Raw genomic sequence first — 25,986 nt, forward strand, 5'->3', positions numbered from 1 at the left:
TTGGTCACACTCTCGGTCCTGACCTCGACGCCCACGCCAACCTCCACAAATTCTCAGCGAGCTGCCCACCGGCGAACCGCGCGCTCGGTCATCGCGGTCCGTCACGTGTGGGTTCGGTCACTGTAACTCATGGGACAGATCGGGCACACCCCAACCTGACTGCGTAGTAACTCCGCAATCCTTTCGGTATCGGCGATAGCGGCGGGATTGCCAAAAACGCGAACGGGCGATCCCCAAAGGGGACCGCCCGTTCGGCGTGTTCGGTCGTGAATTACTTGACCGAGACCTTGGCGCCGGCCTCTTCCAGCTTCGCCTTGGCGGCCTCGGCGGCATCCTTGGCGACCTTCTCCAGGATCGGCTTCGGGGCGCTCTCGACCAGGTCCTTGGCTTCCTTCAGGCCCAGGCCGGAGACGATCTCGCGGACCACCTTGATGACCTGGATCTTCTTGTCGCCCGCACCCTCGAGGACGACGTCGAACTCGTCCTGCTCCTCGGCGGCCTCGGCCGGAGCGGCGGCACCGCCGACGGCGGCGACGGCGACCGGAGCAGCCGCGGTGACCTCGAACTTCTCCTCGAACTTCTTCACGAAGTCCGACAGCTCGAGCAGGGTCATGTTGCCGAAGGTCTCGAGCAGTTCGTCAACGTTGGCCATTGTTGTGTTCCTTTCGGTAGTTGATGTCTATATGCGGGCGAGTCGTGCCGCACGGGTCTTACTCGGCGGCCGGTGCGCCTTCTTCGGCCTGCTTCTTCTCCTGCAGCGCGGCGGCCAGGCGGGCCACCTGCGAGGCGGGAGCGTTGAACAGACCGGCGGCCTTGGTGAGGTTGCCCTTGAGCGCGCCCGCCAGCTTGGCCAGCAGCACCTCGCGGGTTTCCAGGTCGGCGATCCGCTCGACCTCGGACACGGACAGCGGAGCGCCGTCCATGTAGCCGCCCTTGATGATGAGCGCCCTGTTGTCCTTCGCGAAGGTCTTCAGGGCCTTGGCCGCGTTGACCGGCTCACCCGTGATGAAGGTGATCGCGGTCGGCCCGACGAACAGTTCGTCGAGACCTTCCACGCCCGCCTCGGCGGCGGCACGCTTGACCAGGGTGTTCTTGGCGACGGAGTACGTGGCGTCGGCGCCGAGCGCGCGCCGCAGCTCGGTGAGCTTGCCGACCGACAGGCCACGGTATTCCGTGACGACGGTGGCCGTCGAGCTCTTGAACTGCTCCGCGATCTCCTCGACCGCGGTGACCTTCTCGGGTTTTGCCATACTTCGCCTCCTCTCTGATTGGTCGGTTCGTATACGCGAACTACCGATCAGGGGCCGGCGACAAAACAAACGCCCCGAACGCAGAGCGTTCCGGGGCGCAACAGAAAACCGATCCGGTGCGTATCCGGATCAATTCCCAGCCTCGGCTCTCCCTGCGTGGGCCGCCGGCAATGTCGCCGGACCTTCGACCGAACCCATACGGGATCGGCGACCAACGGTCTTCGGTAGAACGGATTGGGTAGCGATCGAACTCGTCGATAACTGACTTCCAATGTACCTGCATGGGTTCCCATCTGCCAAAACGGGCCCCGGCAGACGTCTGCTCGCAACCACTCGGCCGTCGAATCGTTGTGCCGCGACTCACTTTTCCGCGGTGCACACCCGTGCGCCGCCTGGAATGCGATGCCGCGGTCCGCGTCGGCGAGTGGTGTTTCTCACGAAGTCGCGGTCGCGGCATGCCGCGCGAGACCGCGCAACACGGCCGTGGCGCCGGACCGGAATTCAGGGTCGGCGACCAGTCCGTCCGGGCCGACGCCCTCGCGCGGCACAGGGAGTCGTCGGCAGGCATCCGGATCGATGTCGGCTCCGACATAACCCAGCACGCTGCGCAGTGTGGCGGTCGCGCCGTCACCGCGACCCTCCGGCGCGACCGTGATCCAAGCGACCGGCTTGCCGTAGAGATCACCGGCGCCAACCGTCCAGTCCAGCAGGTTCTTCAAACTGCCCGGCAAAGTGCCCGCGTATTCGGGCGTGGAGAACAGCACGGCGTCGGCGCGCGAAAGTTGTTCGCGGAGCGCGACTACCGCGGGATGAGCGGTGCCGTCGTCGTCCGGAGCGAAAGCGGGCAGATCCGCGAGCCCGTCGTACCAGACGGTTTCGACACCGTCCGGGGCGATCGCCGAGACGGTTCGTAGTGCGGCGGAATTGGTGGAGGCGGCGCGAGTACTACCGGAGATCAACAGAACGACGGTCACATCCACCCCAACCACGCCGTCGGGCGGATTAGTCCTCGAACGCGCAACGGCGGGAACGCACAATGCGTTCCCGCCGTTGCCGCGGCTCGCTGCTGCTTACGCGTCCTCTTCCAAGAGGTTGCGGGTGCGGTTCGGGTCCACCGGGATGCCCGGTCCGGTGTTCGTCGAGACCGTCACCTTCTTGACGTAGCGGCCCTTGGCGGTTGACGGCTTGGCCCGCAGGATCTCGTCCAGCGCGGCGCCGTAGTTCTCCACCAGCTTGCTGTCGTCGAAGGACGCCTTGCCGATGACGAAGTGCAGGTTGGCCTGCTTGTCGACACGGAAGTTGATCTTGCCGCCCTTGATGTCGTTGACGGCCTTGGTCACATCGGTGGTGACCGTGCCCGTCTTCGGGTTCGGCATCAGGCCGCGCGGGCCGAGGACACGCGCGATCCGGCCGACCTTGGCCATCTGGTCCGGGGTGGCGATCGCGGCGTCGAAGTCCAGCCAGCCGCCCTGGATCCGCTCGATCAGGTCCTCGGCGCCGACGGCATCAGCGCCCGCGGCCTCGGCCTCGGCGGCCTTCTCGCCCGCGGCGAACACGATGACGCGGGCGGTCTTACCGGTGCCGTGCGGCAGGTTGACCGTGCCGCGGACCATCTGGTCCGCCTTGCGGGGATCCACACCGAGACGCACGGCGACCTCGACGGTCGCGTCGGTCTTGGTGGTGGCGGTCTCCTTCGCCAGGCGCGCGGCGGCCAGCGGGGAGTAGAGCTTGGTGCGATCGACCTTCTCGGCCGCGGCGAGGTACGCCTTGCTTCGTTTTGCCATGATTCTCTGTCCTGTTCGATCGATAGTTCAGACGTGGTTATCGGGCCTGGCCGGCCCTCCCACCGGGGAGCGGTTCCGCTCAGCCCTCGACGGTGATGCCCATCGAACGCGCGGTACCCGCGATGATCTTGGCCGCCTGCTCGATGTCGTTGGCGTTCAGATCTTCCTGCTTGGTCTTGGCGATCTCGCGCACCTGGTCCATGGTCACCTTGGCGACCTTGTTGCGGTGCGGCTCCGCCGAGCCCTTCTGCACGCCGGCGGCCTTGAGCAGCAGCTTGGCGGCGGGCGGGGTCTTCAGCTTGAAGTCGAACGACCGGTCCTCGTACACCGAGATCTCGACCGGGATGACGTTGCCACGCTGCGACTCGGTCGCGGCGTTGTACGCCTTGCAGAACTCCATGATGTTGACGCCGTGCTGACCGAGCGCGGGGCCGACCGGAGGGGCCGGGTTCGCCTGGCCGGCCTGGATCTGAAGCTTGATGATCCCGGCGAGCTTCTTCTTCTTGGGGGGCATCTTTCTTTCCTAGGTGTTGGTGTCCCTTGCTCTTTGCAAGTCTGGTGTTGCGATCCTCGCCCGGGGCCGGATTCACCCGGCCGCCGACAGAGCTGGTCTAGATCTTCGCGACCTGGGTGAACGCCAGCTCGACCGGGGTCTCGCGGCCGAAGATCGACACGAGCACCTTCAGCTTCTGCTGCTCGGCGTTCACCTCGGAGATGCTGGCGGGCAGCGTCGCGAACGGGCCGTCCATGACGGTCACCGACTCGCCGACCTCGAAGTCGACCTCGATGACCGGCTTCGGCGCGATCTCGCCGCCCGCGGTCTCGGGAGTCGCCGCAGCGGCTGCCGCGGCGGGCTTCTTCTGCTGCTGTGCGGCCGGAACGAGGAACTTCACCACGTCATCGATGGACAGCGGCGACGGGCGCGAAGTGGCGCCGACGAAACCCGTGACGCCGGGGGTGTTGCGCACCGCGCCCCACGACTCGTCGTTCAGCTCCATGCGGACCAGGATGTAACCGGGCAGCACCTTGCGGTTGACGTGCTTGCGCTGCCCGTTCTTGATCTCGGTGACCTCTTCGGTGGGCACCTCCACCTGGAAGATGTAGTCCTCCAGGTCCAGGTTCTGCACGCGGGTCTCGAGGTTGGCCTTCACCTTGTTCTCGTAACCGGCGTAGGAGTGGATGACGTACCACTCGCCGGGAGCGCGCCGCAGCGCCGCCTTCATCTCGGCGACCGGGTCGGCGGGCTCGGCATCGACGGCGGCGGCAGGGGCGGACTCAGCGGGCTCCGATTCCTCGACCGCGGGCTCGTCGGTCGCGAACTCCTCGACGGAGTCGGTGGACTCGGCCACCGTGTCGTCGGCCGGGAACTTGTCGTGTGTGTCGTTCTCCGGGGTGCTCACTGGGGCACTCGCTTCCTGTGTCGTCACGTACATCCTCTGCGTGCCGGGCCGGGCGCGCGGCGAAATCACTCCACCCGTCTCCGCCCGGGATCGGCTACCGGCGTCGGCGTCGTTCAGCTAGCCGAACAGCCAGTTGACACCCTTGATGAACGCCAGATCCAACCCGCTGATGAACGCGACCATGAAAATCACGAACACCAGAACAACGCTCGTATAGGTGACCATCTGCTTCCGGTTGGGCCAGATCACCTTGCGCAGTTCCGCGATGACCTCACGCAGGAACTTGAGCAAACGCTTGAACGGATTACCCGACTTCTTGCGTTCGGCCCGATCGGTCGCCTTGGTTGCCTTCCGCGACGGACGGTCGAGCGTGGCGATAGCGCCCGTGTCGACCTCCGAAGACCCGGCACGGGCCCGCCGCGCGGACCGCTTTCCGCTCGGCCGTGTCGCTGCGGCGGTGTCGTCGCCTTCGTGGGCGGCATGTGCGCCGCGGCGAGTGTCCCGCTCGTCGCTCACGCCTTCTCCTCGCTGAGCTCGGTGCCGTCGTGCGCGATGCGCGCTGTGCCAATGGCTCGCTCGCTACGCTCGCTCACGTCGATCCTCTCTCGTCGCTGGCATCCAGGGCAGGGGCGACAGGACTTGAACCTGCAACCTGCGGTTTTGGAGACCGCTGCTCTGCCAGTTGAGCTACGCCCCTTTGGTCGGACGATGTTTACTGTCCAACCACTGTTCGATATTCAGTTGTGCCCTGGTGTCACACAACACGCGCGCCGCTCCGGCGGTTGCCGGCCCCGTCGGCGAATCCTCGCGGATCGCCTGGAACCAGCCCCTCAGAGCAGCGCGCAGCGGCTGGCGACCCCAGAAACCTGAGTGTACGTTACCGTCCGCGCCATTAGCCAATCCGGGTCGCTGTCCCTGGTCAGGCCAGCTGCACCGTCGCGGTCGCGCGGCCGAAGATCTTCTTCCCCGCCGCCTTCGCGACGATGGCCACGACCGCGGTCTTTGTCTCCGGATCGACCGACTTCACCTTACCGGTGTACTCGACTTCGGCGGCCTCGTCGGACCCGACGTAGACCGGGCTGGTGAAGCGGACGTTGTACTCCTTGATCGCGCCCGGGTCGCCCAGCCACGAGGTGACGAAACCGCCACCGAGGCCCATGGTCAGCATGCCGTGCGCGACCACGTTCTCCAGGCCGACCAGCTTCACGACCTCGTCGCTCCAGTGGATCGGGTTGGCGTCACCGGAGACGCCCGCGTAGTTCACCAGATCGCCGCGGGTGAGCCGGACGACGCGGGTGGGCAGCTCGTCACCCACCGAGACGTCCTCGAACCCGATGGCGTGCTTGGTGCGCACACCGTCCACGGGCGGCACGACCGGCGCGGGCGCCTGGGTCACCGCGAGCGAGCGCGGACGATGCCCCGGCGCGTCCTCGCCGATGCCGTGCATGAGCACGTTCCGGACGGCGGCGTTGAGGTTCGGGTCGATATCGCCGCCGCTGCGGCCGACGAGGGTGGTGTAAGTGGTGAGCACCAGTTCGTCGTTCTGCGCGGTGACGATGTTTTTGGTCACGATGATGTCGCCGCCGAATGCCTGCCGGAACGAGTGCAGGTGGACATCGCAGGTGAGCTGGTCGCCGACCTTGATCGGGCGATGGAACTCGAGGATCTGGTCGGTCTGCATGATCTGGCTGAGGTCGTAGCCGGTGACGACCTCTTCGAACAGTTTGCGCTGGGCGAGAATTCCGACCAGGGAGATGAAGGTAACCGGAGCGAGCAGGTTGTCGTACCCGTACTCCTGCGCCGCGTCCTCGTCCCAGTGCACCGGGTGGTAGTCCTGCACGGCGCGGGCGTATTCACGCACCTTCTCGCGGCCGACCTCGTAGTAGTCGTCGACGCGGTAGTGGTGACCGACCATCGCCGCGGCGTTCGCCGCGGGGTCGAGCGCCTCGCTCGTCTGGACCGCTTCGTCTGTACCGGTGTTGATTGTCACGGGAGGACTGTACCTATCTGACCCCGTCACCCGGAGTCTGTGGAGCGCTCACCACCGCACCCACACCGTGAAATGCGTCAGGGCCGGACAATTGTCCGGCCCTCGCGGTGCCACGGCCCGAGATACCGGGAGCGACTCCCGGCGCTACACCACGCGGTAGTTCACGCGTGGATGACTAGCGGGATTCGCGGTGCGCCCGGTGCGTGCCGCAGTTCGGGCAGAACTTCTTCAGCTCCAGGCGGTCCGGATCGTTGCGCCGGTTCTTCTTGGTGATGTAGTTGCGGTGCTTGCACTGCTCGCAGGCCAAGGTGATCTTTGGCCGGACATCGGTGGACTTCGCGGCCACGATATGCCTTCTTTCCGGTACCTGATGGGCTTGATCGGTTGTGGTAGCGATGGCCGGACTTGAACCGGCGACACAACGATTATGAGTCGTTTGCTCTACCGACTGAGCTACACCGCCACGGCGTCGCATTGCCATGGTGCCGAGCCCGCACTATCGGGAGCGATGCCGAGTCGGTCACCACCGGCAATCCGGCGAGCCCCCTAACGGAATCGAACCGTTGACCTTTTCCTTACCATGGAAACGCTCTGCCGACTGAGCTAAGGGGGCATGACTACTTCCGCACCGAGCCCCAAACACTCGACCTCAGCGCGGTGAAGTCTTGAACGAGGTTACACACTCACCGCTCCCACCACCAAACCGTGTGGTCAGAGACGTATTTTTCACCCGCGGGGACACGGAATTCCACGCGTCGCCAGGGCTCGCACCCACGCCGGCGCCGCTCGCGACCGCGTTGAGCGCACAAACCGACCTCGCAGGGCTGTCGGGTTCACGCAGACCTCGGAGTGCGCGGCCTCGAAATGCACCGGCGTATGAGATCGGCCGATCGGCACACACGGGCACCCGAACACCCGTGACCGACGCCAATCCGGCAATCCCAGAATCAAACGAAACGCGTGTGACCAACGCAACCACTGGAAGGGGGGTCCCGGGGGGCGAAGCCCCGCCGGGCGGGGCGTGGGGGTTGCACCCCCACAAGACATTACGAAGCGAGCCCTGTACGCGCTTTCTGCGTACAGGGCTCGCCTAGTGAGCGGAGTGGCAGGTGTAGGATTCGAACCTACGTAGGCTTTCACCGACAGATTTACAGTCTGCTCCCATTGGCCGCTCGGGCAACCTGCCTTTCGCGCATTGTTTCGCGCGCTGAGCAGAATACATCGAACCCGCACCCTGAATGCAAACCGGCTGGCTATCGGCCGTGCGACGCGACTACCCTCGGGTCTCCGGGTAGAACTGACGGGGGCTGGAAGCGTCCGGTTCAACTCACCCGTCGGACCATCAGAACAGGAGCGCAGCGTGGCTGATTCGTCTTTCGATGTTGTGAGCAAGGTCGACCGGCAGGAGGTCGACAACGCCCTGCATCAGGCGGAGAAGGAGCTCAACACCCGCTACGACTTCCGCGGCACCGGCGCGTCGATCGAATGGTCCGGCGAGGACAAGATCGTCCTCACCGCGGAGGCGGAGGAGCGCGTCAAGGCCGCGCTGGAGGTGTTCAAGGAGAAGCTGATCCGCCGCGACATCTCGCTGAAGGCGTTCGACGCGGGTGAGCCGGTCTCCTCCGGCAAGGTCTACAAGATCACCGGTTCGCTGGTGCAGGGCATCGACTCCGAGCACGCGAAGAAGATCTCCAAGAAGATCAGGGACGAGGGCCCCAAGGGCGTGAAGGCGCAGATCCAGGGCGACGAGCTGCGCGTGAGCAGCAAGAAGCGCGACGATCTGCAGGCCGTCATCGCCCTGCTGAAGGGCGAGGATTTCGGGATCGCGCTGCAGTTCGTCAACTACCGCTGAGCGCCGGGTCCGCAGCGCGGCCGGGTCGGTCGCGTTCAGCGTGTCCACGAGGGTGCTAGAGGGGACTGCATGTCGACCGAGGAGCGGGCCGGACTCGGCGTGGACGAGGGCATCCGCACGTTGTTGCTGCTCATGCCGCGCGTGGTCGGACGGGCCAAGAAGTTGGGCGTTCCCCCGGAGCTGGAATCCTTCTCGCTGGCGCCGCGGCACCTGTCGTTGCTGGCCAACCTGGTGTTCGACGGCCCGACCACGGTGACGGATCTGGCCGCCCGGCTGGAGGTGGCGCCGACGACGGTGAGTCTCATGGTCGGCGAACTCAGCAAGCAGGGTGTGCTCGAACGCGGCACCGACCCGGACGACCGCAGACGCACCATCGTCGCCATCGCATCGGCGCACGAGCGATCCGTGCACAAATGGCTGGGACGCAGCGCTCGCGCCTGGCGTACGGTGCTCGAGCCGCTCACGGCGGACCAGCGGAAGTTGTTCGTCGATACGTTCCGCGCTTACGAAGACCAACTGGCCTCGGACGACTGAGGCCGCCGGGCTCAGTACCGGCGGGGACCGCCCGCCATCTCCTCCAGCCGGGCGATGCGCTCGTTCATCGGCGGGTGCGTGGTGAACCAGCGGGCGACCCGCTCACCCGGACGGAACGGGTTGGCGATCATCAGATGCGACTGCGACGCCAGCCTCGGTTCGGGCGGTAGTGGGGCGGTGTGGACGCCGCGTTCGATCTTCCGCAGTGCGGAGGCGAGGGCCAGCGGGTCGCCGGTCAGTTCGGCGCCGGATTGGTCGGCCTGGAATTCGCGCGAGCGGGAGACGGCCAGCTTGATCAGCGTAGCCGCGATCGGGCCGAGCAACGACACCAGCAGCACGGCCAGCACGTTCGGCCCCTCGCCGTTGCGGTTGCCGCCGAACATGGACGCGTAGACGGCCAGGTTGGCCAGGCCGGAGATGACGGCGGCGAGCGCACCCGCGATCGAGGAGATGAGGATGTCGCGGTTGTAGACGTGCGACAGTTCGTGGCCGAGCACGGCCCGCAATTCCCGCTCGTCGAGAAGTTGCAGGATGCCGCTGGTGCAGCACACCGCGGCATGGCGCGGATTGCGTCCGGTGGCGAAGGCGTTGGGCGCGTTCGTGGGGCTGATGTACAGCCGCGGCATCGGCTGGCGCGCGATGGTGGCCAGTTCGCGCACGATCCGGTACATGACCGGCGCCTCCAGCTCGCTGACCGGCTGCGCGTGCATGGCCCGCAACGCGATCTTGTCGCTGTTGAAGTACGCGTAGGCGTTCATGCCCACCGCGAGCAGGATCGCGACGACGAGGATCGTCGGGTTGCGGAACAGCGCGCCGATGAACACGATCAGGGCCGACAGGCCCACCATCAGCCCGAAGGTCTTCAGCCCGTTCGCAAACCCGTGCCCGTGCATACGTCTCCCTTGCCGCTCCCCCGTTCACCGAGTCGCCTTACAGCAGATAAACGATAGAAGCTCCAGGCAAAGTTCCGATGAATCCGCGCCCAGCCGAAATCAGCCGGCGGAAATCAATCCTCGCCGACATGCGCCCCGGCTCATGAGCGGCGGACCACTCAACCCACGCGTTCGATGGTGTAGCGGACCAGCCGCTCGAGCGCGTCGTTCGCGGGGCCGCCGGGCAGGGCGGACAGCTCGGCGTAGGCGAGGTCGGCGTAGCCCTGGAGCTTCTCCTTGGCCAGCGCCATGCCGCGGGAGTCGGCGAGCAGGTCGAGCGCCTCTTTCACCTCGTCGTCGGTCTCCAGCGGACGCGCGAGCAGCTTGCGCAGCCGGTCGCCGTCGACGCCCTCCTCGCGCAGCGCGTACAGCACCGGCAGCGTGTGCACACCTTCACGCAGGTCGGTGCCAGGGGTCTTGCCGGACTGCTCGGAGGCGGAGGAGATGTCGATGATGTCGTCGGAGATCTGGAAGGCGGTGCCGACCGCGTCGCCGAGGCGGGCCAGTCGCTCGACGTGCTCGGCATCCGCACCCGAGAAGGTGCCGCCGAAGCGGCCTGCGGCGGCGATGAGCGAACCGGTCTTCTCCCACACCACGCGCAGATAGTGCTCGACGGGGTCCTGGGATTCGCGGGCGCCCATGGTCTCGCGCATCTGACCGGTGACGAGTTCGGCGAAGGTCTCGGCGATGATGCGCACCGCGTCGGGACCGAGGGTGGAGGTGAGCCGGGACGCGTGCGCGAACAAGTAGTCGCCCGCGAGGATCGCGATGTTGTTCCCCCACCGCGAGTTGACGCTCGGCGCGCCGCGGCGCATCGGGGCCTCGTCCATCACGTCGTCGTGGTACAGCGTCGCCAGGTGCACGAGTTCGACGACGGTGCCCGCGGTGACCAGAGCGGGATCGGCGGGGCGCGGGCCGAGCTGTCCGGTGAGGATGGTGAAGAGCGGACGGAATCGCTTGCCGCCGGCCTTGGCCAGGTGCAGCGCCGCCTCCTGGAGGAATTCCGCGCCGTCGGACAGCTCGTCGACGAGGAGTCTCTCCACGTCCGCCAAGCCGTTGCGCACGGTGTCGGCCAGCCCGACGTCACCGAGATCGACCCCGGCCACGACCGTGCCCGCGTCGCTCCCGGCTTCGCTGTGCCCGCCGTGCGCCGTGTCCATGATTCGCTCGCTGCGCTCGCTCATGGCCGATGTGCTCATTCCTTCTCCCAGCGATGCGTCCGACCCCACGGTAGAGAACCTAGCGTGTCCCCGCCGGATGGCCCATGAACACCGTCACTCTGTGGCGGATCGTCCACTGCCGCACCGCCTCGATGGTGACCGTCCACGACGCGAGCGCGACCGCCGTCGACATCGGCGAGACGGCCCTGCGAGTATGGACCGCATGGGTTCACCGGAAGCGAGTCCCGCGCCCGACGAGGACGCGTTGCCCAGCCGGGCCGAGGTGCTGGTCGTCGGCGCGGGCCCGGCCGGATCGGCGTCGGCGGCCTGGGCGGCGCGGGCCGGACGCGACGTAGTGCTCGTCGATTCCGCCGTTTTTCCCAGGGACAAGACCTGCGGTGACGGGCTCACCCCGCGTGCGACCGCCGAATTGGAGCAGCTGGGGCTCGGCGAGTGGGTGCGCGCGCACGTCGTCAACCACGGCCTCCGGATGACCGGCTTCGGCCGCGAAGCGCTGCTGAACTGGCCGGGCGGTTCCTTCCCCACGTACGGAAGCGCGGTTCCCCGAACCGAACTCGACGACAAGTTGCGCGAGACGGCGGTGAAGTCGGGCGCGCGCATGGTGGACGGGACGAAGGTAATGGATGTCACCCGGGAGGGTGACCGGGTCACGGGTGTGACGGTGCGTACGGCGGGCGGCACGCGCACCATCGCCTGCCGGACGCTGGTGGTCGCCGACGGGGTGCGTTCGCCGATCGGGCGGCTGCTCGGCCGCGTCTGGCATCGGCAGTACGCCTACGGCACCGCCGCGCGGGCCTACATCAAGTCCGGCCGCAGCGACGACCAGTGGATCACCTCGCATCTGGAGTTGCGCGACGCCTCCGGCGAACTGGTTCCCGGCTACGGCTGGGTGTTCCCGCTCGGCAATGGCGAGGTGAACATCGGTGTGGGGTCGCTGGCCACGGAACGTCGCCCCTCGCACATCGCGTTGAAGCCGCTCTTGGCGCACTACACCGCGCTGCGCACCGAGGAATGGCAATTCGAGGGCTCGCTGCGCGCGGTCGCCTCGGCCCTGCTGCCGATGGGCGGGGCGGTCTCGAACGTCGCGGGGCGCAACTGGGTGCTGATCGGCGACGCGGCGGGGTGTGTGAACCCGCTGAACGGCGAAGGCATCGATTACGGCTTGGAGGGCGGCCACATGCTGGCCGGCCTGCTGGACGAGCCCGACTTCACCGCGATCTGGCCGCAGACCCTGCGCGCCCGCTACGGACGCACGTTCTCGGTCGCCCGTCGGATCGCGGGCCTGGCCACGCACCCGCGCATGGTGCCGCTGGGTGGTCCTCCGGTGATGCGGTCGAAGTACTTGCAGCGCACCGCGGTCCGGGTGATGGGCAATCTGGTGACCGACGAGGACGTCGACCTGACCGCGCGGGCGTGGCGGATGGCGGGCCGGGCATCGCTGCGCTTCGACGAGCGTCCGCCGTTCGCTTAGGGACGAGGGCGGCGCGATGGGCGGACAACGAGCGCGCGGCTTGCCCGCGCTGTATCTGCTCCCGCATCTGCGCCGGGCCAGGGACCTCGCGGACCGCCATTACGCCGACCCGCTGCATCTGGAGGAACTGGCGGCGGCCGCCGGGGTGTCGAAATACCACTTCCTGCGCGCGTTCGCCGCGGTCTACGGCCGCACCCCCGCCGTGTACCTGGCCGAGCGGCGCATCGAACGCGCCCAGGACCTGCTGCGCTCGACCAATCTGACGGTCACCGAGGTGTGCATGCTGGTCGGCTACAGCAGCCTCGGCTCGTTCAGCAGCAAGTTCCGGCAGTTGGTCGGGGTCACGCCGTCGGAATACCAGGCGAAGTTCGCCGACGGCGCTCCGCGTATCCCCGGCTGTTTCGTTTTCATGCACGGGCTCTCCGACCGCGAGCCGCCATGCTGACCGAACGGCGCAATTTCGGAGAAGCCGGTGGCCCCGCGCCCGCCATAGCGTGGACCGCATGACGACGATTACGAACGTTTCCCTGGTGACGGTGTACGTGACGGACCAAACCGCCGCGAAAGAGTGGTACGTCGACAAGCTCGGCTTCGTCGAGACCAGCGATGTCACGATGGGCGACAACGGTTTCCGCTGGGTCACCGTCGCGCATCCCGCGCACCCCGAGCTGGAGATCACGCTGATGCTTCCCGGCCCGCCGCTGGACGAGAACTACGCCGACGCCGTCCGGCGGGCGCTGGCCAACGGCACGCACGGCTCGCTCGGCCTGCGGACCGAGAACTGCCAGAAGACCTTCGAGGAACTCACCGCCAAAGGGGTGGAGTTCGTGCAGCCGCCCGCCGAACGGCCCTACGGGACCGAGGCGATCATCCGGGACAATTCGGGAAACTGGCTGGTCCTGGTGGAGCCGAAGGAGTTCTCGCCGCAGGACTTCGCCTAGGCCGCGACGGCGTTGCCCCGGCGCGCTGGGGCAACGCGGGCGCTCACGCGGTCGACTCGGCGGACAGCCAGTCCTCGATGCTTTTGCGCTCGCCCTTCAGCACTCGGTGGAGCAACTGCTCGGCGAGTGGCTCGATCGCGCCGCCGACCACGAGAACCTTCACCCGCACGGTGCCGACGACCTCGATCTCGGAACCTTCCGCGGTGGAACGGATCTCGTAGGACCCCGACATCGCGGTGTTGATGCCGCCGGTGGAGACCTCGAAGGTGCCTTTGGCGACCTCGCCGACCAGCGGCTGCCAGTTGTCGGTGCGGGAGAAGGTGAGTTCGCTCCTGAGCACCTTGCGGACCAGCGCTGGCACCTTGTCCTCGGGAGCCTTCTCGGTCATATGGATGCGAATGGTGCCCGCGCCGTCGGGATGCGACAGGTCGACTGTCGCCGTCTCCGCCTCGGCGAAGCGGGACCGCCAGACGTCGTCGGTGATGAGTGCCCGGTGGAGATCTTCGACCGGGACTGTGTACGGCACGGTGAAGCTGAATTTTCGGGACATGGCCGCCACCGTAGCCGAGCCGATCGGTAGCCTGTGGCGGTGTCGGAAACCAGCCAGTTCACCAGGCGGCCGATCCGCCTGCGACGGGCCAGGATCGGCGTGTTGATCGCCGCGACGGCGGTGAGCGTGCTCGTCGGGCTGCTGGTGCTGGCCGCGTGGCGCAACGATTATCTGATCAGCTCGGACAAGGGCAGCACCACGGCCGAGGTGCTCTCGGCGGGACGGCTGCGCTCGGCGGTCATGTACGTCACACCGGACGGCGAGACACACAATCCGAAGGTCGGCGTGCTCTATCCGACCAACTTGACCGCGGGCGAGCGGATTCGTGTGGAGTACCGCCGCAGCGACCCGGACCTGGTGCGGGTGGAGGGCCGTGACGTGCGCGTCGCCGTTCCGCCCGCGTTGTCGGTGATCGTCGTGGTGTGGCTGCTCGCGCTGCCCGCGCTGTGGTTGCTTTTCCGCGCGGGTAGGCGCGGTCCCGCGCCGGTGGTCAGGCCCGCCCCGCAGGCCTGAGATCCGCGTCACCGGGAAAGCGGTCGGGGTTCCGATAGTTCGCCGGATCTTTCCGTGCGCTTCACTTCGGCGTGGCGGCGTGGCGCGGTGTAGCGGTCACGCTGGGAGCGTGCGTGTAGCGATCGTCGCGGAGTCGTTCCTGCCGAACATGAACGGTGTCGTCAACTCGGTGCTGCGGGTGCTCGACCACCTGGACCGGAACGGGCACGAAGCGCTGATCATCGCGCCGGACACCCCCCGCGGACAGCCCGCCGCACCGCGCCACTACGAGCGTTTCCCGGTCCACCGGGTACCCGCGGTCATGGTCCCGAAGGTCAGTTCGCTGCCGGTCGGGCTGCCCCAGCCGGGCATCGTCTCGGCCATCGAGGACTTCGACGCCGAGGTGGTTCACCTGGCCTCTCCGTTCCTGCTCGGCGCCGGCGGCCTCGGCGCGGCATTGCGGCTGGATCTGCCCACTGTCGCGGTGTATCAGACCGACGTGGCCGGCTTCGCCAAGAGTTACGGGCTCGGGCTGGCGAGCCGTGCCGCCTGGGGCTGGACCCGGCGCATCCACGAGGGCGCCACCCGCACGCTCGCCCCGTCCCGGGCCGCCGCCGAGGACCTGGCCAGGCACGGCATCCCGCGCGTGCACCGGTGGGGGCGCGGCGTCGACATCGCGCGGTTCACGCCGAGCGCCCGCTCCGCCGAACTACGGGACGCCTGGCTCGCGGGCCGGGACCGCCTGCTGGTGGGCTTCGTGGGGCGACTCGCGCCGGAGAAGCACGTCGAGCGGCTCGCGGTGCTGGCCGCCGACCCGGACATCCAGCTGGTGATCGTCGGCGACGGGCCGGAGCGTCAGCGGCTGGCCCGGCTGATGCCGACCGCGGTGTTCACCGGCGAACTCGGCGGCGGCGAGCTGGCGCGGGCGTACGCCAGTCTGGACGTCATGGTGCACGCGGGCGAACACGAGACGTTCTGCCAGGGCGTGCAGGAGGCGCTGGCCTCCGGTGTCCCGGTGATCGGTCCCGACGCGGGCGGTCCCCGCGACCTGATCGCCCACTGCCGCAACGGCTATCTGCTTCCGGTGGACCGGTTCGGCGAGTTGCTGCCCAGCGCTGTCGGGGCGCTGCACGATCCGGAGCTGCGGACCCGGTTCGCCGGGGCGGCGCGGAAGTCGGTGCTGTCGCGGACTTGGCCCGCCATCTGCACCGAGTTGATGGGCCACTACACGGAAGTGACCGGCGCGCGGATTCGGTTGCCGCATACGGCATGAACCCGGCCGAAGCGTGACGGAGGTATCCACGCGCCGCGCTCGGTTCGTAACAGACCGCGAGTTAGGGTCTTCCCGTGCCGAAAACGCAATCGAACCGGGCCTCGTTGGACAAGCAGCCGCGCGAAGTCGCGGCGATGTTCGATGGCGTCGCCCGGCGCTACGACCTGACCAACACGGTGATCTCCGCCGGACAGGATCGCTATTGGCGCTGGGCGACCCGCAAGGCGCTGGCGGCACGGCCGGGCGAGCGGCTGCTCGACCTCGCGGCGGGCACCGGTGTATCCACCCTGGAATTGCAGAAATCCGGCGCGTGGTGCCTCGCAGCCGACTTCTCCAAGGGCATGCTCAGCGCGGGCCGGTTCCGCGACGTGCCGATGGTGGCGGCCGACGCGATGGCGCTGCCGTTCGCCGACGACTCCTTCGACGCGGTGACCATCTCCTTCGGGCTGCGCAACGTGGCCGACACCGACCTCGCCCTGCGCGAGATGCTGCGGGTCACCAAGCCCGGCGGCAGGCTGGTGGTGTGCGAGTTCTCCGCGCCGGTGCTGCCGGTGTTCCGCACGGTGTACCTGGAGTACCTGATGAAAGCGCTGCCCAAGGTGGCGCGCGTGGTCAGCAGTAATCCCGAAGCCTACGTCTACCTGGCCGAATCGATCACGGAGTGGCCCAATCAGCGCAGGCTGGCGATGCGGATCGCGGCGAACGGGTGGTCGTCGGTGAAGTGGCGCAACCTCACCGGGGGCGTGGTTGCCCTGCACCGCGCCTACAAGCTGGACTGAGCCGGAGATCTGGATCACACCTCACCGATCGATCCGGGAGCGGTGAGGAGGAATGTCACCTGGCGATAACGCGAGGTAAATCCGGCGCAATCGGCGGTCCGCATGATCGGAGACATGACCGATCCAGTGACCGGCCGCGGCGACGGCACCGCCCGAACGGCGTGCTCGTACTGCGGCGTCGGCTGCGGGATAACGGTGTCGACCGCCGCCGACGGCGCGGGCAAGCCGGTGATCGCCAAGGTCAGCGGTGACAAACTGCATCCGGCGAACGCCGGCAGGCTGTGCACCAAAGGGGCGACCCACGCGGAGTTGATGCGCACTCCCGGACGGATGGAGACCGCCTACCGGCGCTTCGAGCGCGGCCAGGTTCCGGTGCCGTTCCCCGTCGACGAGGCCGTCCACGAGGCGGCCACTCGGTTGCGCGCGATTCTCGACGAACACGGTCCGGACGCGATCGCGCTGTATGTCTCCGGGCAGATGTCGCTGGAGGCGCAGTACCTCGCGACCAAACTCGCCAAGGGTTATCTGCGCACGGTGCACATCGAGGCGAACTCGCGGCTGTGCATGGCCAGCGCGGGCACCGGGTACAAGCAGTCGCTCGGCGCGGACGGGCCGCCCGGCTCCTACGACGACTTCGAGCACGCGGACCTGTTCTTCGTCATCGGCGCGAACATGGCCGACTGCCACCCCATCCTTTTTCTGCGGATGGCCGATCGCCTGAAGACGGGCGCGAAGCTCATCGTGGTCGACCCGCGCCGCACCGAGACCGCCGCGCGCGCCGACCTGTTCCTGCAGATCGCGCCCGGCACGGATCTCGCGCTGCTCAACGGGTTGCTGCACCTGCTGGTCGCAGGCGGCCACATCGACGCGGAGTTCATCGCCGAGCACACCGAGGGCTGGGACGCGATGCCGGAGTTCCTGGCCGACTATCCGCCGGAGCGCGTGGCGGAGATCACCGGACTGGCCGAGGCCGACATCCGGACCGCGGCCGAATGGATCGGCGCGGCGGGCGAGTGGATGTCGCTGTGGACGATGGGACTCAACCAGTCCACACACGGCACCTGGAACACCAACGCGCTGTGCAACCTGCACCTGGCCACCGGCGCGATCTGCCGTCCCGGCAGCGGGCCGTTCTCGCTCACCGGGCAGCCGAACGCGATGGGCGGGCGCGAGATGGGGTACATGGGCCCCGGCCTGCCCGGCCAGCGCAGCCTGCTCTCCGCCGAGGACCGCACGTTCGTGGAGACCGCGTGGGAACTGGCGCCCGGCACCCTGCGCACCGAAGCCGGGCCCGGCACGGTGGAGATGTTCCGTGAACTGGCCGAAGGAACGATCAAAGCGGCCTGGATCATCTGCACCAACCCCGTCGCCACGGTGTCGAACCGGAAGACCGTGATCGCGGGGTTGGAGGCGGCCGAACTGGTGATCGCCCAGGACGCCTACACCGAGACCGCGACCAACGCCTACGCCGACCTGCTGCTCCCCGCCACGCTGTGGGCGGAAGCCGACGCGGTGATGGTGAATTCCGAACGCAATCTCACCCTGCTGCAGCAGTCGGTCCCGCCCATCGGCGACGCGCGGCCGGACTGGCGGATCATCGCCGACGTCGCCACCGCCATGGGATTCCCCGGCTTCGACTTCGCCTCCAGCGCCGAGGTGTTCGACGAGATCAAGCGGTTCGCGAATCCCGCCACCGGCTACGACCTGCGCGGCGTGACCTATGCGGCGCTGCGCGAAGGGCCGATGCAGTGGCCGTGCCCGGAGCCGGACCGCAGGCGCAACCCGATCCGTTACGTCAACGACGGCGTCAGCCAGACGCTGTTCATCGACGAGAACGGCCATCGGCCCCGGCTGGCCTTCGCCACGCCGAGCCGCCGCGCGGTGTTCTGGCCCCGGCCACACCTGCTGCCGGAGGAGATGCCCGACGACGACTACCCGTTCCTGCTGAACACCGGTCGCCTGCAACATCAGTGGCACACGATGACCAAGACCGGCAAGATCGACAAACTGACCAAGCTGAACGGCACGCCGTTCGTCGAGGTGCATCCGGCCGACGCCGAGCGGCTCGGTCTGCGCACGGGCGACCAGCTCGAGATCGCCTCCCGCCGTGGCCGTGCGGTGCTGCCGGTGCAGGTCAGCGACCGGGTGCGGCAGGGCGACTGCTTCGTGCCGTTCCACTGGAACGACGAGCAAGGCGAATACCTGACCATCAACGCGGTCACCAACGACGCGGTCGATCCGGCCTCGCTGCAACCGGAGTTCAAGGCCTGCGCGGTGGCGCTACGCCGGGTGGCTTCCGTGCCGCGGCCGCAGGCTCCCGCCGCGCTGCCCGCGGCTCAGGCGGCGCACCCGCTGGCCGCCGTGCTCGGCCTCGACAGCGGCACCGCCCCCACGCTCAGCGAGACCGAGCGGATCTACCTCAGCGGCTATCTGGCGGCGCTGCAAGCGCTTCCGGTGACCGGTCAGCCGGTGCTTCCGGAGACGGCGCCGATGTCCGCGCACACCAGGCTGTGGGTCGACGGGCTGCTGGCCGGGATGTATTCACGTAGTGCGGCGCCCACGACGGACACGGGCGCCGCCGCCCGCACGGTCACCGTGCTGTGGGCCTCGCAGACCGGCAACGCCGAAGAGTTCGCCGCCGCCGTCGCGGCACATCTCGCCGAGCACGAATTCACACCGCGCCTATCGGACCTGGACTCCTGCGATCCGGGTGCACTCCAGGGCGACGTGCTGGTGGTCAGCAGCACGTTCGGCGACGGAGGGCCGCCGGACAACGGAGCCGATTTCTGGGATCGGCTGGCCGACAGCGTCGTGCGGCTGACCGGTGTGCGTTACGCCGTGTTCGCGCTCGGCGACTCCTCCTATGACGACTTCTGCGGTTACGGTCGCAAACTCGACCAGAAATTCGCCGAACTGGGCGCGACCCGATTGCTCCCGCGCGTCGACAGTGAACCCGACTACCAAGACGCGGCACAGCGCTGGCTCGATGACGTGCTCGCCGCCTTGGGCGACGGCCCGGCCGAGGACCCCGCCGATTCGCCGGTGACCGGTGCGGCCGCGCCGAGCCGACCCACGCCCCGTGGCGGCGGGGTGGCCACGGTGGAGTCGCCGAGCATGGCCCCGGCACTCGGTCGCACCCGCACCGCACCGTTCACCCGGGCCGCGCCGCTGCGTGCCGCACTGGTGCGCAACGAGTTGCTCTCCGCCGCGGGATCACCGAAGGAGGTGCGCCGCTTCGCGTTCGATCTGCGCGGCTTGGACGCCGCGTACGAAGTGGGCGATTCGCTGGGCGTCTGGCCGGTGAACAGCACCGCTCTGGTCAGCGAATGGCTATCCGCCACCGGGCTGGACGGTCGCCGCGTCGTGGAAGTCGACGAGCGCGAAGTTCCCCTGGCCGATGCGCTGCGCACGCACTTCGACATCACCAAGGTCGGTCAGGATCTGCTCGGCTTCCTCGCCGAGCGCAACGCCAGCGGCAAACTCGCCAAACTGCTACGCCGAGACAATCGCAACGAGCTGGCGAACTACCTGTGGGATCGGCAGGCCGTCGACGTGCTGCGCGATTTCCCTGTGCGGGCCGATCTGGTGGAGTGGCTCGGCACCCTGAAAAAACTGCAGCCGCGCCAGTATTCGATCTCGTCGAGTCCGCGGGTCAGCCCGGATGAAGTGGAGCTGACCGTCGGCATCGTGCGCTACGGCGACCCGGCGGCCACCGGCTCGGCGGCGCGGCGCGGCGGCGTTTGCTCGACCTTCCTCGCCGATCGCGCCGACCTCACCGACACGGCGGTGCCGATCTTCCTGCAGCGCGCACCGCATTTCCGTCCTCCGGCCGACCCGACCGCGCCGATGATCATGGTGGGCCCCGGCACCGGCATCGCCCCCTTCCGCGGATTTCTTCAGGAGCGCAGGGCCCTCGGCTGCACCGGACGCAACTGGCTGTTCTTCGGCGATCAGCACGCGGCGCACAATTTCTACTACCGCACCGAGCTGGAGGACATGTTCCGTTCCGGCTTCCTGACCCGGCTCGACCTGGCCTTCTCCCGAGACCAGCGCGAACGGATCTACGTGCAGCACCGCATGATCGAGCACGGCGCCGAGCTGTGGTCCTGGCTGCGCGACGGCGCCCACTTCTACGTCTGCGGCGACGCCAGCCGCATGGCCAAGGACGTCGACGACGCGCTCCTGCGAATCGCCCGCATCCACGGCAAACTCGACGAGGACGGCGCACTGGCCTTCAAGAAGCAACTCATCGCCGAGAAGCGCTACGTCCGCGACGTGTACTGACCGACCGTATCGCCGGGCCCACAGCGCCCGATTCAGTGATCGGCATCACACCATGGAACGCGGTCGCACTCCGCTCCGTCAAGAAACACGACGGGTTCGAAGCGACCGTCACCGACCGCCGGGGGACGAGGCTGCCATGGAAGATCCGACACACGACGAACTGACGGACTCCATCGTTCGAGCCGGGACGTGGGAAGGCTTGAAAATCCAGGTATTGCATGGCGTCCCACACATTGTCGAACGCGACGAGGCGGCGCTGACTCCGCCGATCGCCATGCGGTTCTCGCCCGGCACGCTGCTCGCGTACTACCGGCGTATCGCGCAGGACGGTTCACGAGGCAGCGCCACAACTTCGTGGGACTGGTGGATGGTCCTGATGTCCACCCACCTCGGCGAGGCGATATACGACCTGGACCGTATCGACGGTCCGGCCGTGATCACGATCGGCAAGTTCGGCTTCACCGCGACGCCGATCAGAGGGGGCTGACCGCCCGCCGTCGAATACTTGCTCACACCGCGGGCGGGTTGAGCCGGGTGAAGTCCGGGAGGCGGTAGTACGGGTAGTAGGGGTAGGGCGGGGTGGTGGCGCTGGCTTTGTCCAGGCGGGCGATCTGGTCGGCGTCGAGTTCCCAGCCGATCGCGCCGAGGTTCTGGCGCAGTTGCTCCTCGTTGCGGGCGCCGACGATGACCGTCGCGACGGTGGGGCGGCGCAGCAGCCAATTGAGCGCGATCTGCGGGACCGTCTTGCCGGTTTCGACGGCCAGCTCGTCGAGGACGTCGACCACGTCGTAGAGCTTCGCGTCGTCCACCGGAGGGCCTGCCTCGGCGGTCCGGTGCAGGCGGCTACCTTCCGGAAGCGGTTGTCCGCGGCGGATCTTGCCGGTGAGCCTGCCCCAGCCGAGCGGACTCCAGACCACCGCGCCTACGCCCTGGTCGCGGCCGAGCGGCATGAGCTCCCATTCGTAGTCCCGCCCGACCAGCGAGTAGTAGACCTGGTGCGCGACGTACCTGGTCAGCCCGTTGCGATCCGCCGCGGCAAGGGATTTCATCAACTGCCACCCCGCGAAGTTGGACGCGCCGACATAGCGGATCTTGCCCGCGCGCACCAGATCGTCCAGCGCGGCGACGACTTCCTCGACCGGCGTGCCCGCGTCGAAGGCGTGCAGCTGGAACAGATCGATGTAGTCGGTGCCCAGCCTGCGCAGCGATCCCTCCACCGCACCGATCAACCTGGCCCGGCCGGAACCGGCGTCCCGCGGACCCGGTCCGGTCGGCAGCGTCGCCTTGGTGGACAGCAGCACCCGATCGCGTCTGCCCTTCACGGCGGCGCCGAGCACTTCTTCGGAGGCACCGTCGGAATAGACATCGGCGGTGTCGAACATGGTCACGCCTGCGTCCAAACTGATGTCGACCAGCCGTCGCGCCTGTTGGGCATCGGTATCGCCCCATGCTCCGAACAGCTCGCCGCGACCGCCGAAGGTGCCCGCGCCGAAGCTCAATGCCGGGACGTGCAGACCCGACGCGCCGAGCCGCCGGTACTCCATTTGCGTCTCAACCGTCCGAACGTTCACTGGACCACCCTCCTAAAGGGTCTGTAGTTCCATTAACGCTTCGGACGGTACACCCCTTCGCGCGTAAATGAAACTGGAGTACCGTTACGGTCATGGATGACGCGACCCCCGGCTCCGTCCGGCCCGGCGGACGGACCGCCCGGGTCCGCGCGGCCGTACTGCGAGCCGCGGGCGACCTGCTGACCGAACGCGGCTTCGCCAACTTGGACCTCGCCGAAGTCGCCACACGCGCCGAAGTCGGCAAGACCACCGTCTACCGCCGCTGGCGCACACCCACCGGCCTGATCGCGGACCTGTTGGTCGACATGGCCGAGCAGTCGCTGCCGCACGCCGACACCGGCTCGCTCCTCGGCGACCTCACCGCCAATGCCCGCCTGGTCGCGAAAACCCTGTCCGATCCTCGCCAAGGCAGGCTCTTCCGCGCCGTGATCGCGGCCGCCACCTGCGACGAGTCCACCGCAGCCGCCCTGCGCCGCTTCTACGACGTGCGTCTCACCGAATGGTCGGTCTGCGTGGCGGCCGCCATCGCGCGCGGCGAAGCGCCCGAGCGCACCGACGCACGCGCGGTGCTGTCCGCGGTGTCGGCACCGCTGTACTACCGGCTGCTCGCCAGCGGCGATCCGATCGATGACATCGTGGCGGACCGAGCCGCCCGCGCCGCCGTCGATGCCGTACGGGCGGGCACGTTCGTGTCCGCCGCCGACTAGCCGAGCACCGCTCCCCGGTCACCCGCGGTCCAGTCGGCGCGGCGACCGGTGAAAGCGAGGACTCGCTCCAAGGCGGTGGCATCGGGCGCGACCGGCACCACCGGCCCGAACAGACCCGGCACCCCTTCGGCGGGTGTGCCGCGCAGCATGTCCAGCAAGGTCGCCAGATCTTCGGCGGTACACGAAAACGGCTGACCGGTGGCCTTCGCGAGATCCCAGCCGTGCACGACGACCTCGTCCAGCGCGATCCTGGCCATCACCGGGGCGGGCTCGTTCACCCCGCCCGCCTCCGTGTTGCCGTCCCAGGCCGCCGGCTCCCGCCACGCCGCCACCAAGGCATCGAGCTGAGCCGGAATGCGCTCGCGCCAGTCCTCCGCCAAGGCGCGCTCGGCAGGGGCGCCGGGCGCGACGGATCCGCCGACGGCCTCCTTGGTCGCCGACTGACGGAATGCCTCGGTCAGATCGACTACGTGGGCGAGCAGATCGCGGACCGTGGTGTCGGCGCACGGTGTCGGCGCCGTGAGCTGGTCGTCGGCGATGCCGCCGACGACGGTCGCCAGAGTGGCGGCCGCGGGCTCGAACTCGAACTCGGGATTCATCGGGCCTCCTCAGGTGTGGGACGTCTCCGGAAATAGAGACGGAGCGAGACGCCGAAATTGAGCGGCGAGTCGTTCCGCAATCAACCCGTAGCGGCGAAAAGCCCTGGAAAAGCGGATAATTGAAAGATGAAGGGTGATCGGGTGGAGATCGTCGTCGACGTCGGCGACGGGTCCCGCAGTTACGAGATCGCGGCTACCCGAGCTGGTAGGCGGGTCGAGGTGAGGATCGCGCGAGGCGTGGTCGAAGTCAGCGAAGTGACGCGATCGGGGACGGCCGTGCGGACCGCGCGGTTCATGGCCGGGCGCATGCTCGCGCTGGTCGAACACCCCGCGGACGCGACGGCGGCGCGGGTGGGCGAAGCGCGACAACACTGAGCGCCGGATGCTTGCCGTACGCCCGGACCGCGGGCATCCTCGATGCAGTCCGAGTTGATCGTCCGCCTCGATTGCGGCGTGCCACGACGGGTATGCCGATGGAGAGGCCTACGCGGAGAGGAGCGCACGATGTCAGATCCCCTTGCCGACGCGATCCCGGAGGCCGATCTCGCCGAGCAGTCCGTTCCGGCGTATCCGGAGGAGCCAGTGCTCGCCGACGAGCCCGAGCAGGACGAAGCCGTCGGACGGGCGACTCCGGAGCGCGACACCTTCGAGGCGAACCCGGCGGACGTGATCGAACAGTCCATCGCGGTCCCGATCGATGACGAACCCGAGGACGAATCCGGCTACTGACCCGGTCAGGGCTGGATCTTGGCCCGCACCGTCGCGTGCAGTTCCCGCAGGCTGGACCGCTCGGTGGCCACCTCGAGCACCCGTATGCCATGGGCGTGCCCGGTCAGCTCGACGGCCAGCTGCTGCGGATCGACCTGCCGGTGCGGAATGCGATAGGCGGCGCACAAAGCGGCGAGATCCATGCCGTGCGGGGTGCCGAAGACCCGCTCGAACACGCCCGCGTATTGCGGGTCGCCCTGCTCGAGCAGTTCGAAGATGCCGCCGCCGTCGTCGTTGGCGACGACGATGGTCAGATCGGCGGGCCGCGGTTCGCCCGGCCCGATCAGCAGGCCGGACGCGTCGTGCAGGAAGGTCAGGTCACCGATCAGGGCGATGGTGCGCCCGTCGTGGTGCAGAGCGGCGCCGACCGCGGTGGACACCGTGCCGTCGATACCCGCTACGCCGCGATTCGACAGCACCCTGATCCCCGGACGCGGATGCGACACCAGCGCCGCGTCTCGCACCGGGTTCGAGGCGCCGAGCAGGAGTTGGTCACCGTCGCGCAGCGCGTCCATCACGACCGCGGCGACGTGCAGCCCCGTCGGCTTGGGGTGCCGCGCGAGTGCGCCACGCACCACTTGGTCGGCTTTCGCGTTCAGTTCGCGGCAGTGCTCGAGCCATTGCGCGCTGGGTGCGCCGACAGTAACGGCGCGGGTACCGGTGCCGACCACGTTGCCGGACACGTCGGGCCAACGCGGACCGGTGGTCAGCGCGTAGACCCGGACGTCCGGGTCGGCGAGCACCTTCGATACCTGCCGGTGCAGGGTCGGGCGGCCGGTGATGATCGCCTGCGTCGGCCGCAACAGCGGCAGCACGAGGGGATGCAGCGCGGGACCGTGCATGGGGGCGGTGGGTTCGGCGACGGTGGGCAGATTCGCCAGCTCCGGCCGCAAGCCTGCGCCGTGTCCGGAGATCACGACCGTGTCGGGCGTGAGGTCGAGATCGAGCGGCACGTCCAAGGTGGCGTATTGGGTGTCGGTCCAGGCGCACTCCCCCGCGCGGCCCGCCGGAGCCGTCTCACCCGGTTTCAAGTCGGGGACCAAGGGCTCGCGCAGCGGGACATCGAAGTGCACCGGGCCCGCGTTGCCGGAGCGGGTACCGCGCGCCGCCGCAAGCACTCGGCAGACCGCCGAGCGCCACTGGCTGTTCTGCCGGCCGTAGGGCGGATGCTCGGCGTCGCCCGGCTCCTCCTCCGCGAGACCGAGCGAGATGGTGGCGCGAACCTGGCTGCCGAACAGGCCGAACTGTTCGACGGTCTGGTTGGCGCCGGAGCCGAGCAGCTCGTATGGCCGGTTCGCGCTGAGCACCACCAGCGGGACCCGAGCGTAGTTCGCCTCCAGCACGGCAGGCCCGAGATTGGCCACCGCGGTACCCGAGGTCATCACGACCGGGACCGGGAGCCGGCTCGCGATCGCGAGCCCGACGGCGAGGAAGCCCGCCGTTCGCTCGTCGATCCGCATGTGCAGGCGCAGTCGCCCGGCCGAATCGGCGGCTTGCAGGGCGAATGCCAGCGGAGCGTTCCGGGAGCCGGGGCACAGGACGACATCCCGCACGCCCCCGCGCACGAGTTCGTCGACGACGACCTGCGCTTGTGCTGTAGACGGGTTCACGCCTCCAGACTGGCAGAC

At 68.2% G+C, this 25,986-nt stretch carries 28 protein-coding genes and 4 tRNA genes; 13 read left to right on the forward strand and 19 right to left on the reverse strand.

Features of this window, described 5'->3' with window-relative positions:
* Positions 1-271 precede the first annotated feature (271 nt).
* The 13 genes from rplL to ACWESM_RS25430 form a co-directional block, all read right to left on the reverse strand.
* On the reverse strand, positions 272-652 hold the full coding sequence (gene rplL / locus ACWESM_RS25370) for a 50S ribosomal protein L7/L12 (RefSeq protein WP_043698929.1): 381 nt from the start codon (positions 650-652) through the stop codon (positions 272-274).
* 58 nt (positions 653-710) lie between these two features.
* Positions 711-1,250, reverse strand: a complete 540-nt coding sequence (gene rplJ / locus ACWESM_RS25375; protein WP_452493931.1) for a 50S ribosomal protein L10 — start codon at positions 1,248-1,250, stop codon at positions 711-713.
* A 434-nt stretch (positions 1,251-1,684) separates the two neighbouring features.
* The gene (locus ACWESM_RS25380; protein ID WP_364424247.1) at positions 1,685-2,224 is read right to left on the reverse strand and encodes an NADPH-dependent FMN reductase; all 540 of its coding nucleotides are present in this window, start codon (positions 2,222-2,224) and stop codon (positions 1,685-1,687) included.
* A 96-nt stretch (positions 2,225-2,320) separates the two neighbouring features.
* On the reverse strand, positions 2,321-3,034 hold the full coding sequence (gene rplA, locus ACWESM_RS25385; RefSeq protein WP_067810457.1) for a 50S ribosomal protein L1: 714 nt from the start codon (positions 3,032-3,034) through the stop codon (positions 2,321-2,323).
* 79 nt (positions 3,035-3,113) lie between these two features.
* Positions 3,114-3,548 carry a 50S ribosomal protein L11 gene (rplK, locus tag ACWESM_RS25390; protein WP_063051596.1) on the reverse strand — a complete coding sequence of 145 codons (435 nt, stop codon included), beginning with the start codon at positions 3,546-3,548 and terminating at the stop codon, positions 3,114-3,116.
* 97 nt (positions 3,549-3,645) lie between these two features.
* A complete protein-coding gene (nusG, locus tag ACWESM_RS25395) occupies positions 3,646-4,461 on the reverse strand; it encodes a transcription termination/antitermination protein NusG (RefSeq protein WP_355072038.1) in 816 nt (271 codons plus the stop codon).
* A gap of 90 nt (positions 4,462-4,551) precedes the next feature.
* Entirely contained in the window at positions 4,552-4,950 is a 399-nt protein-coding gene (gene secE, locus ACWESM_RS25400) for a preprotein translocase subunit SecE (RefSeq protein ID WP_364424251.1), read from the reverse strand.
* A 108-nt stretch (positions 4,951-5,058) separates the two neighbouring features.
* A tRNA-Trp gene (locus ACWESM_RS25405) sits at positions 5,059-5,131 on the reverse strand.
* Between the two features lie 222 nt (positions 5,132-5,353).
* Entirely contained in the window at positions 5,354-6,418 is a 1,065-nt protein-coding gene (locus ACWESM_RS25410; protein ID WP_356963462.1) for a fused (3R)-hydroxyacyl-ACP dehydratase subunits HadA/HadB, read from the reverse strand.
* Between the two features lie 181 nt (positions 6,419-6,599).
* The gene (rpmG, locus tag ACWESM_RS25415; RefSeq protein WP_011211653.1) at positions 6,600-6,770 is read right to left on the reverse strand and encodes a 50S ribosomal protein L33; all 171 of its coding nucleotides are present in this window, start codon (positions 6,768-6,770) and stop codon (positions 6,600-6,602) included.
* A gap of 41 nt (positions 6,771-6,811) precedes the next feature.
* Positions 6,812-6,887 (reverse strand) — tRNA-Met (locus tag ACWESM_RS25420).
* 77 nt (positions 6,888-6,964) lie between these two features.
* A tRNA-Thr gene (locus ACWESM_RS25425) sits at positions 6,965-7,037 on the reverse strand.
* 490 nt (positions 7,038-7,527) lie between these two features.
* Positions 7,528-7,610: transfer RNA gene (locus tag ACWESM_RS25430), tRNA-Tyr, on the reverse strand.
* Positions 7,611-7,784: 174 nt separating this feature from the next.
* Between ACWESM_RS25430 and ACWESM_RS25435 the strand changes: the two genes are divergently transcribed.
* Together ACWESM_RS25435 and ACWESM_RS25440 are read left to right on the forward strand one after the other, a co-directional pair.
* The gene (locus tag ACWESM_RS25435; RefSeq protein WP_039802015.1) at positions 7,785-8,276 is read left to right on the forward strand and encodes a YajQ family cyclic di-GMP-binding protein; all 492 of its coding nucleotides are present in this window, start codon (positions 7,785-7,787) and stop codon (positions 8,274-8,276) included.
* 69 nt (positions 8,277-8,345) lie between these two features.
* Entirely contained in the window at positions 8,346-8,810 is a 465-nt protein-coding gene (locus ACWESM_RS25440; RefSeq protein ID WP_364424254.1) for a MarR family winged helix-turn-helix transcriptional regulator, read from the forward strand.
* An 11-nt stretch (positions 8,811-8,821) separates the two neighbouring features.
* On the opposite strand, the gene htpX is transcribed toward ACWESM_RS25440, so the two are convergent.
* Together htpX and ACWESM_RS25450 are read right to left on the reverse strand one after the other, a co-directional pair.
* A complete protein-coding gene (htpX, locus tag ACWESM_RS25445; RefSeq protein WP_355072031.1) occupies positions 8,822-9,703 on the reverse strand; it encodes a zinc metalloprotease HtpX in 882 nt (293 codons plus the stop codon).
* Between the two features lie 158 nt (positions 9,704-9,861).
* Positions 9,862-10,902, reverse strand: a complete 1,041-nt coding sequence (locus ACWESM_RS25450) for a polyprenyl synthetase family protein (protein ID WP_355072144.1) — start codon at positions 10,900-10,902, stop codon at positions 9,862-9,864.
* 223 nt (positions 10,903-11,125) lie between these two features.
* Here ACWESM_RS25450 and ACWESM_RS25455 point away from each other — a divergent pair, with 223 nt between their 5' ends.
* The 3 genes from ACWESM_RS25455 to ACWESM_RS25465 are packed head-to-tail and all read left to right on the forward strand — an operon-like array spanning position 11,126 to position 13,335.
* A complete protein-coding gene (locus ACWESM_RS25455) occupies positions 11,126-12,394 on the forward strand; it encodes a geranylgeranyl reductase family protein (RefSeq protein WP_356962520.1) in 1,269 nt (422 codons plus the stop codon).
* A gap of 16 nt (positions 12,395-12,410) precedes the next feature.
* Positions 12,411-12,839, forward strand: coding sequence for an AraC family transcriptional regulator (locus ACWESM_RS25460; protein ID WP_364424258.1), 429 nt, complete (start codon positions 12,411-12,413; stop codon positions 12,837-12,839).
* A 58-nt stretch (positions 12,840-12,897) separates the two neighbouring features.
* Positions 12,898-13,335: a VOC family protein gene (locus tag ACWESM_RS25465; protein ID WP_067810448.1), complete on the forward strand. Its 438-nt coding sequence runs from the start codon at positions 12,898-12,900 to the stop codon at positions 13,333-13,335.
* A 43-nt stretch (positions 13,336-13,378) separates the two neighbouring features.
* Here ACWESM_RS25465 and ACWESM_RS25470 read toward each other — a convergent pair whose 3' ends face one another.
* Positions 13,379-13,885 (reverse strand): DUF2505 domain-containing protein, encoded by a 507-nt coding sequence (locus ACWESM_RS25470; RefSeq protein WP_355072025.1) that lies wholly within the window; start codon positions 13,883-13,885, stop codon positions 13,379-13,381.
* Positions 13,886-13,924: 39 nt separating this feature from the next.
* Between ACWESM_RS25470 and ACWESM_RS25475 the strand changes: the two genes are divergently transcribed.
* The 5 genes from ACWESM_RS25475 (at position 13,925) to ACWESM_RS25495 (ending at position 21,200) form a co-directional block, all read left to right on the forward strand.
* The gene (locus ACWESM_RS25475; protein WP_355072023.1) at positions 13,925-14,398 is read left to right on the forward strand and encodes a DUF3592 domain-containing protein; all 474 of its coding nucleotides are present in this window, start codon (positions 13,925-13,927) and stop codon (positions 14,396-14,398) included.
* A gap of 109 nt (positions 14,399-14,507) precedes the next feature.
* Positions 14,508-15,650: a glycosyltransferase family 4 protein gene (locus ACWESM_RS25480; protein ID WP_355072021.1), complete on the forward strand. Its 1,143-nt coding sequence runs from the start codon at positions 14,508-14,510 to the stop codon at positions 15,648-15,650.
* 74 nt (positions 15,651-15,724) lie between these two features.
* Positions 15,725-16,429, forward strand: coding sequence for a demethylmenaquinone methyltransferase (locus ACWESM_RS25485; RefSeq protein WP_355072019.1), 705 nt, complete (start codon positions 15,725-15,727; stop codon positions 16,427-16,429).
* A 114-nt stretch (positions 16,430-16,543) separates the two neighbouring features.
* Positions 16,544-20,713: a bifunctional nitrate reductase/sulfite reductase flavoprotein subunit alpha gene (locus ACWESM_RS25490; protein WP_364424262.1), complete on the forward strand. Its 4,170-nt coding sequence runs from the start codon at positions 16,544-16,546 to the stop codon at positions 20,711-20,713.
* 136 nt (positions 20,714-20,849) lie between these two features.
* The gene (locus tag ACWESM_RS25495) at positions 20,850-21,200 is read left to right on the forward strand and encodes a hypothetical protein (protein WP_452493937.1); all 351 of its coding nucleotides are present in this window, start codon (positions 20,850-20,852) and stop codon (positions 21,198-21,200) included.
* 22 nt (positions 21,201-21,222) lie between these two features.
* Here the strand turns inward: ACWESM_RS25495 and ACWESM_RS25500 are convergent, their stop codons facing one another.
* Complete coding sequence (locus ACWESM_RS25500; protein WP_452494023.1) at positions 21,223-22,257, reverse strand: aldo/keto reductase; 1,035 nt, start codon at positions 22,255-22,257, stop codon at positions 21,223-21,225.
* 119 nt (positions 22,258-22,376) lie between these two features.
* Between ACWESM_RS25500 and ACWESM_RS25505 the strand changes: the two genes are divergently transcribed.
* The gene (locus tag ACWESM_RS25505; RefSeq protein ID WP_364424266.1) at positions 22,377-22,991 is read left to right on the forward strand and encodes a TetR/AcrR family transcriptional regulator; all 615 of its coding nucleotides are present in this window, start codon (positions 22,377-22,379) and stop codon (positions 22,989-22,991) included.
* Here ACWESM_RS25505 and ACWESM_RS25510 read toward each other — a convergent pair.
* The gene (locus ACWESM_RS25510; protein ID WP_452493939.1) at positions 22,988-23,590 is read right to left on the reverse strand and encodes a TIGR03086 family metal-binding protein; all 603 of its coding nucleotides are present in this window, start codon (positions 23,588-23,590) and stop codon (positions 22,988-22,990) included. The genes ACWESM_RS25505 and ACWESM_RS25510 overlap by 4 nt on opposite strands.
* Positions 23,591-23,716: 126 nt before the next feature.
* Between ACWESM_RS25510 and ACWESM_RS25515 the strand changes: the two genes are divergently transcribed.
* Both ACWESM_RS25515 and ACWESM_RS25520 read left to right on the forward strand, forming a co-directional pair.
* Positions 23,717-23,965: a hypothetical protein gene (locus ACWESM_RS25515; protein WP_356962536.1), complete on the forward strand. Its 249-nt coding sequence runs from the start codon at positions 23,717-23,719 to the stop codon at positions 23,963-23,965.
* A gap of 129 nt (positions 23,966-24,094) precedes the next feature.
* A complete protein-coding gene (locus ACWESM_RS25520; RefSeq protein ID WP_355072009.1) occupies positions 24,095-24,319 on the forward strand; it encodes a hypothetical protein in 225 nt (74 codons plus the stop codon).
* A gap of 5 nt (positions 24,320-24,324) precedes the next feature.
* Here the strand turns inward: ACWESM_RS25520 and menD are convergent, their stop codons facing one another.
* Entirely contained in the window at positions 24,325-25,968 is a 1,644-nt protein-coding gene (gene menD / locus ACWESM_RS25525) for a 2-succinyl-5-enolpyruvyl-6-hydroxy-3-cyclohexene-1-carboxylic-acid synthase (protein WP_356962537.1), read from the reverse strand.
* Positions 25,969-25,986 lie beyond the last annotated feature (18 nt).

The organism is Nocardia sp. NPDC003999 (genome assembly GCF_053604885.1).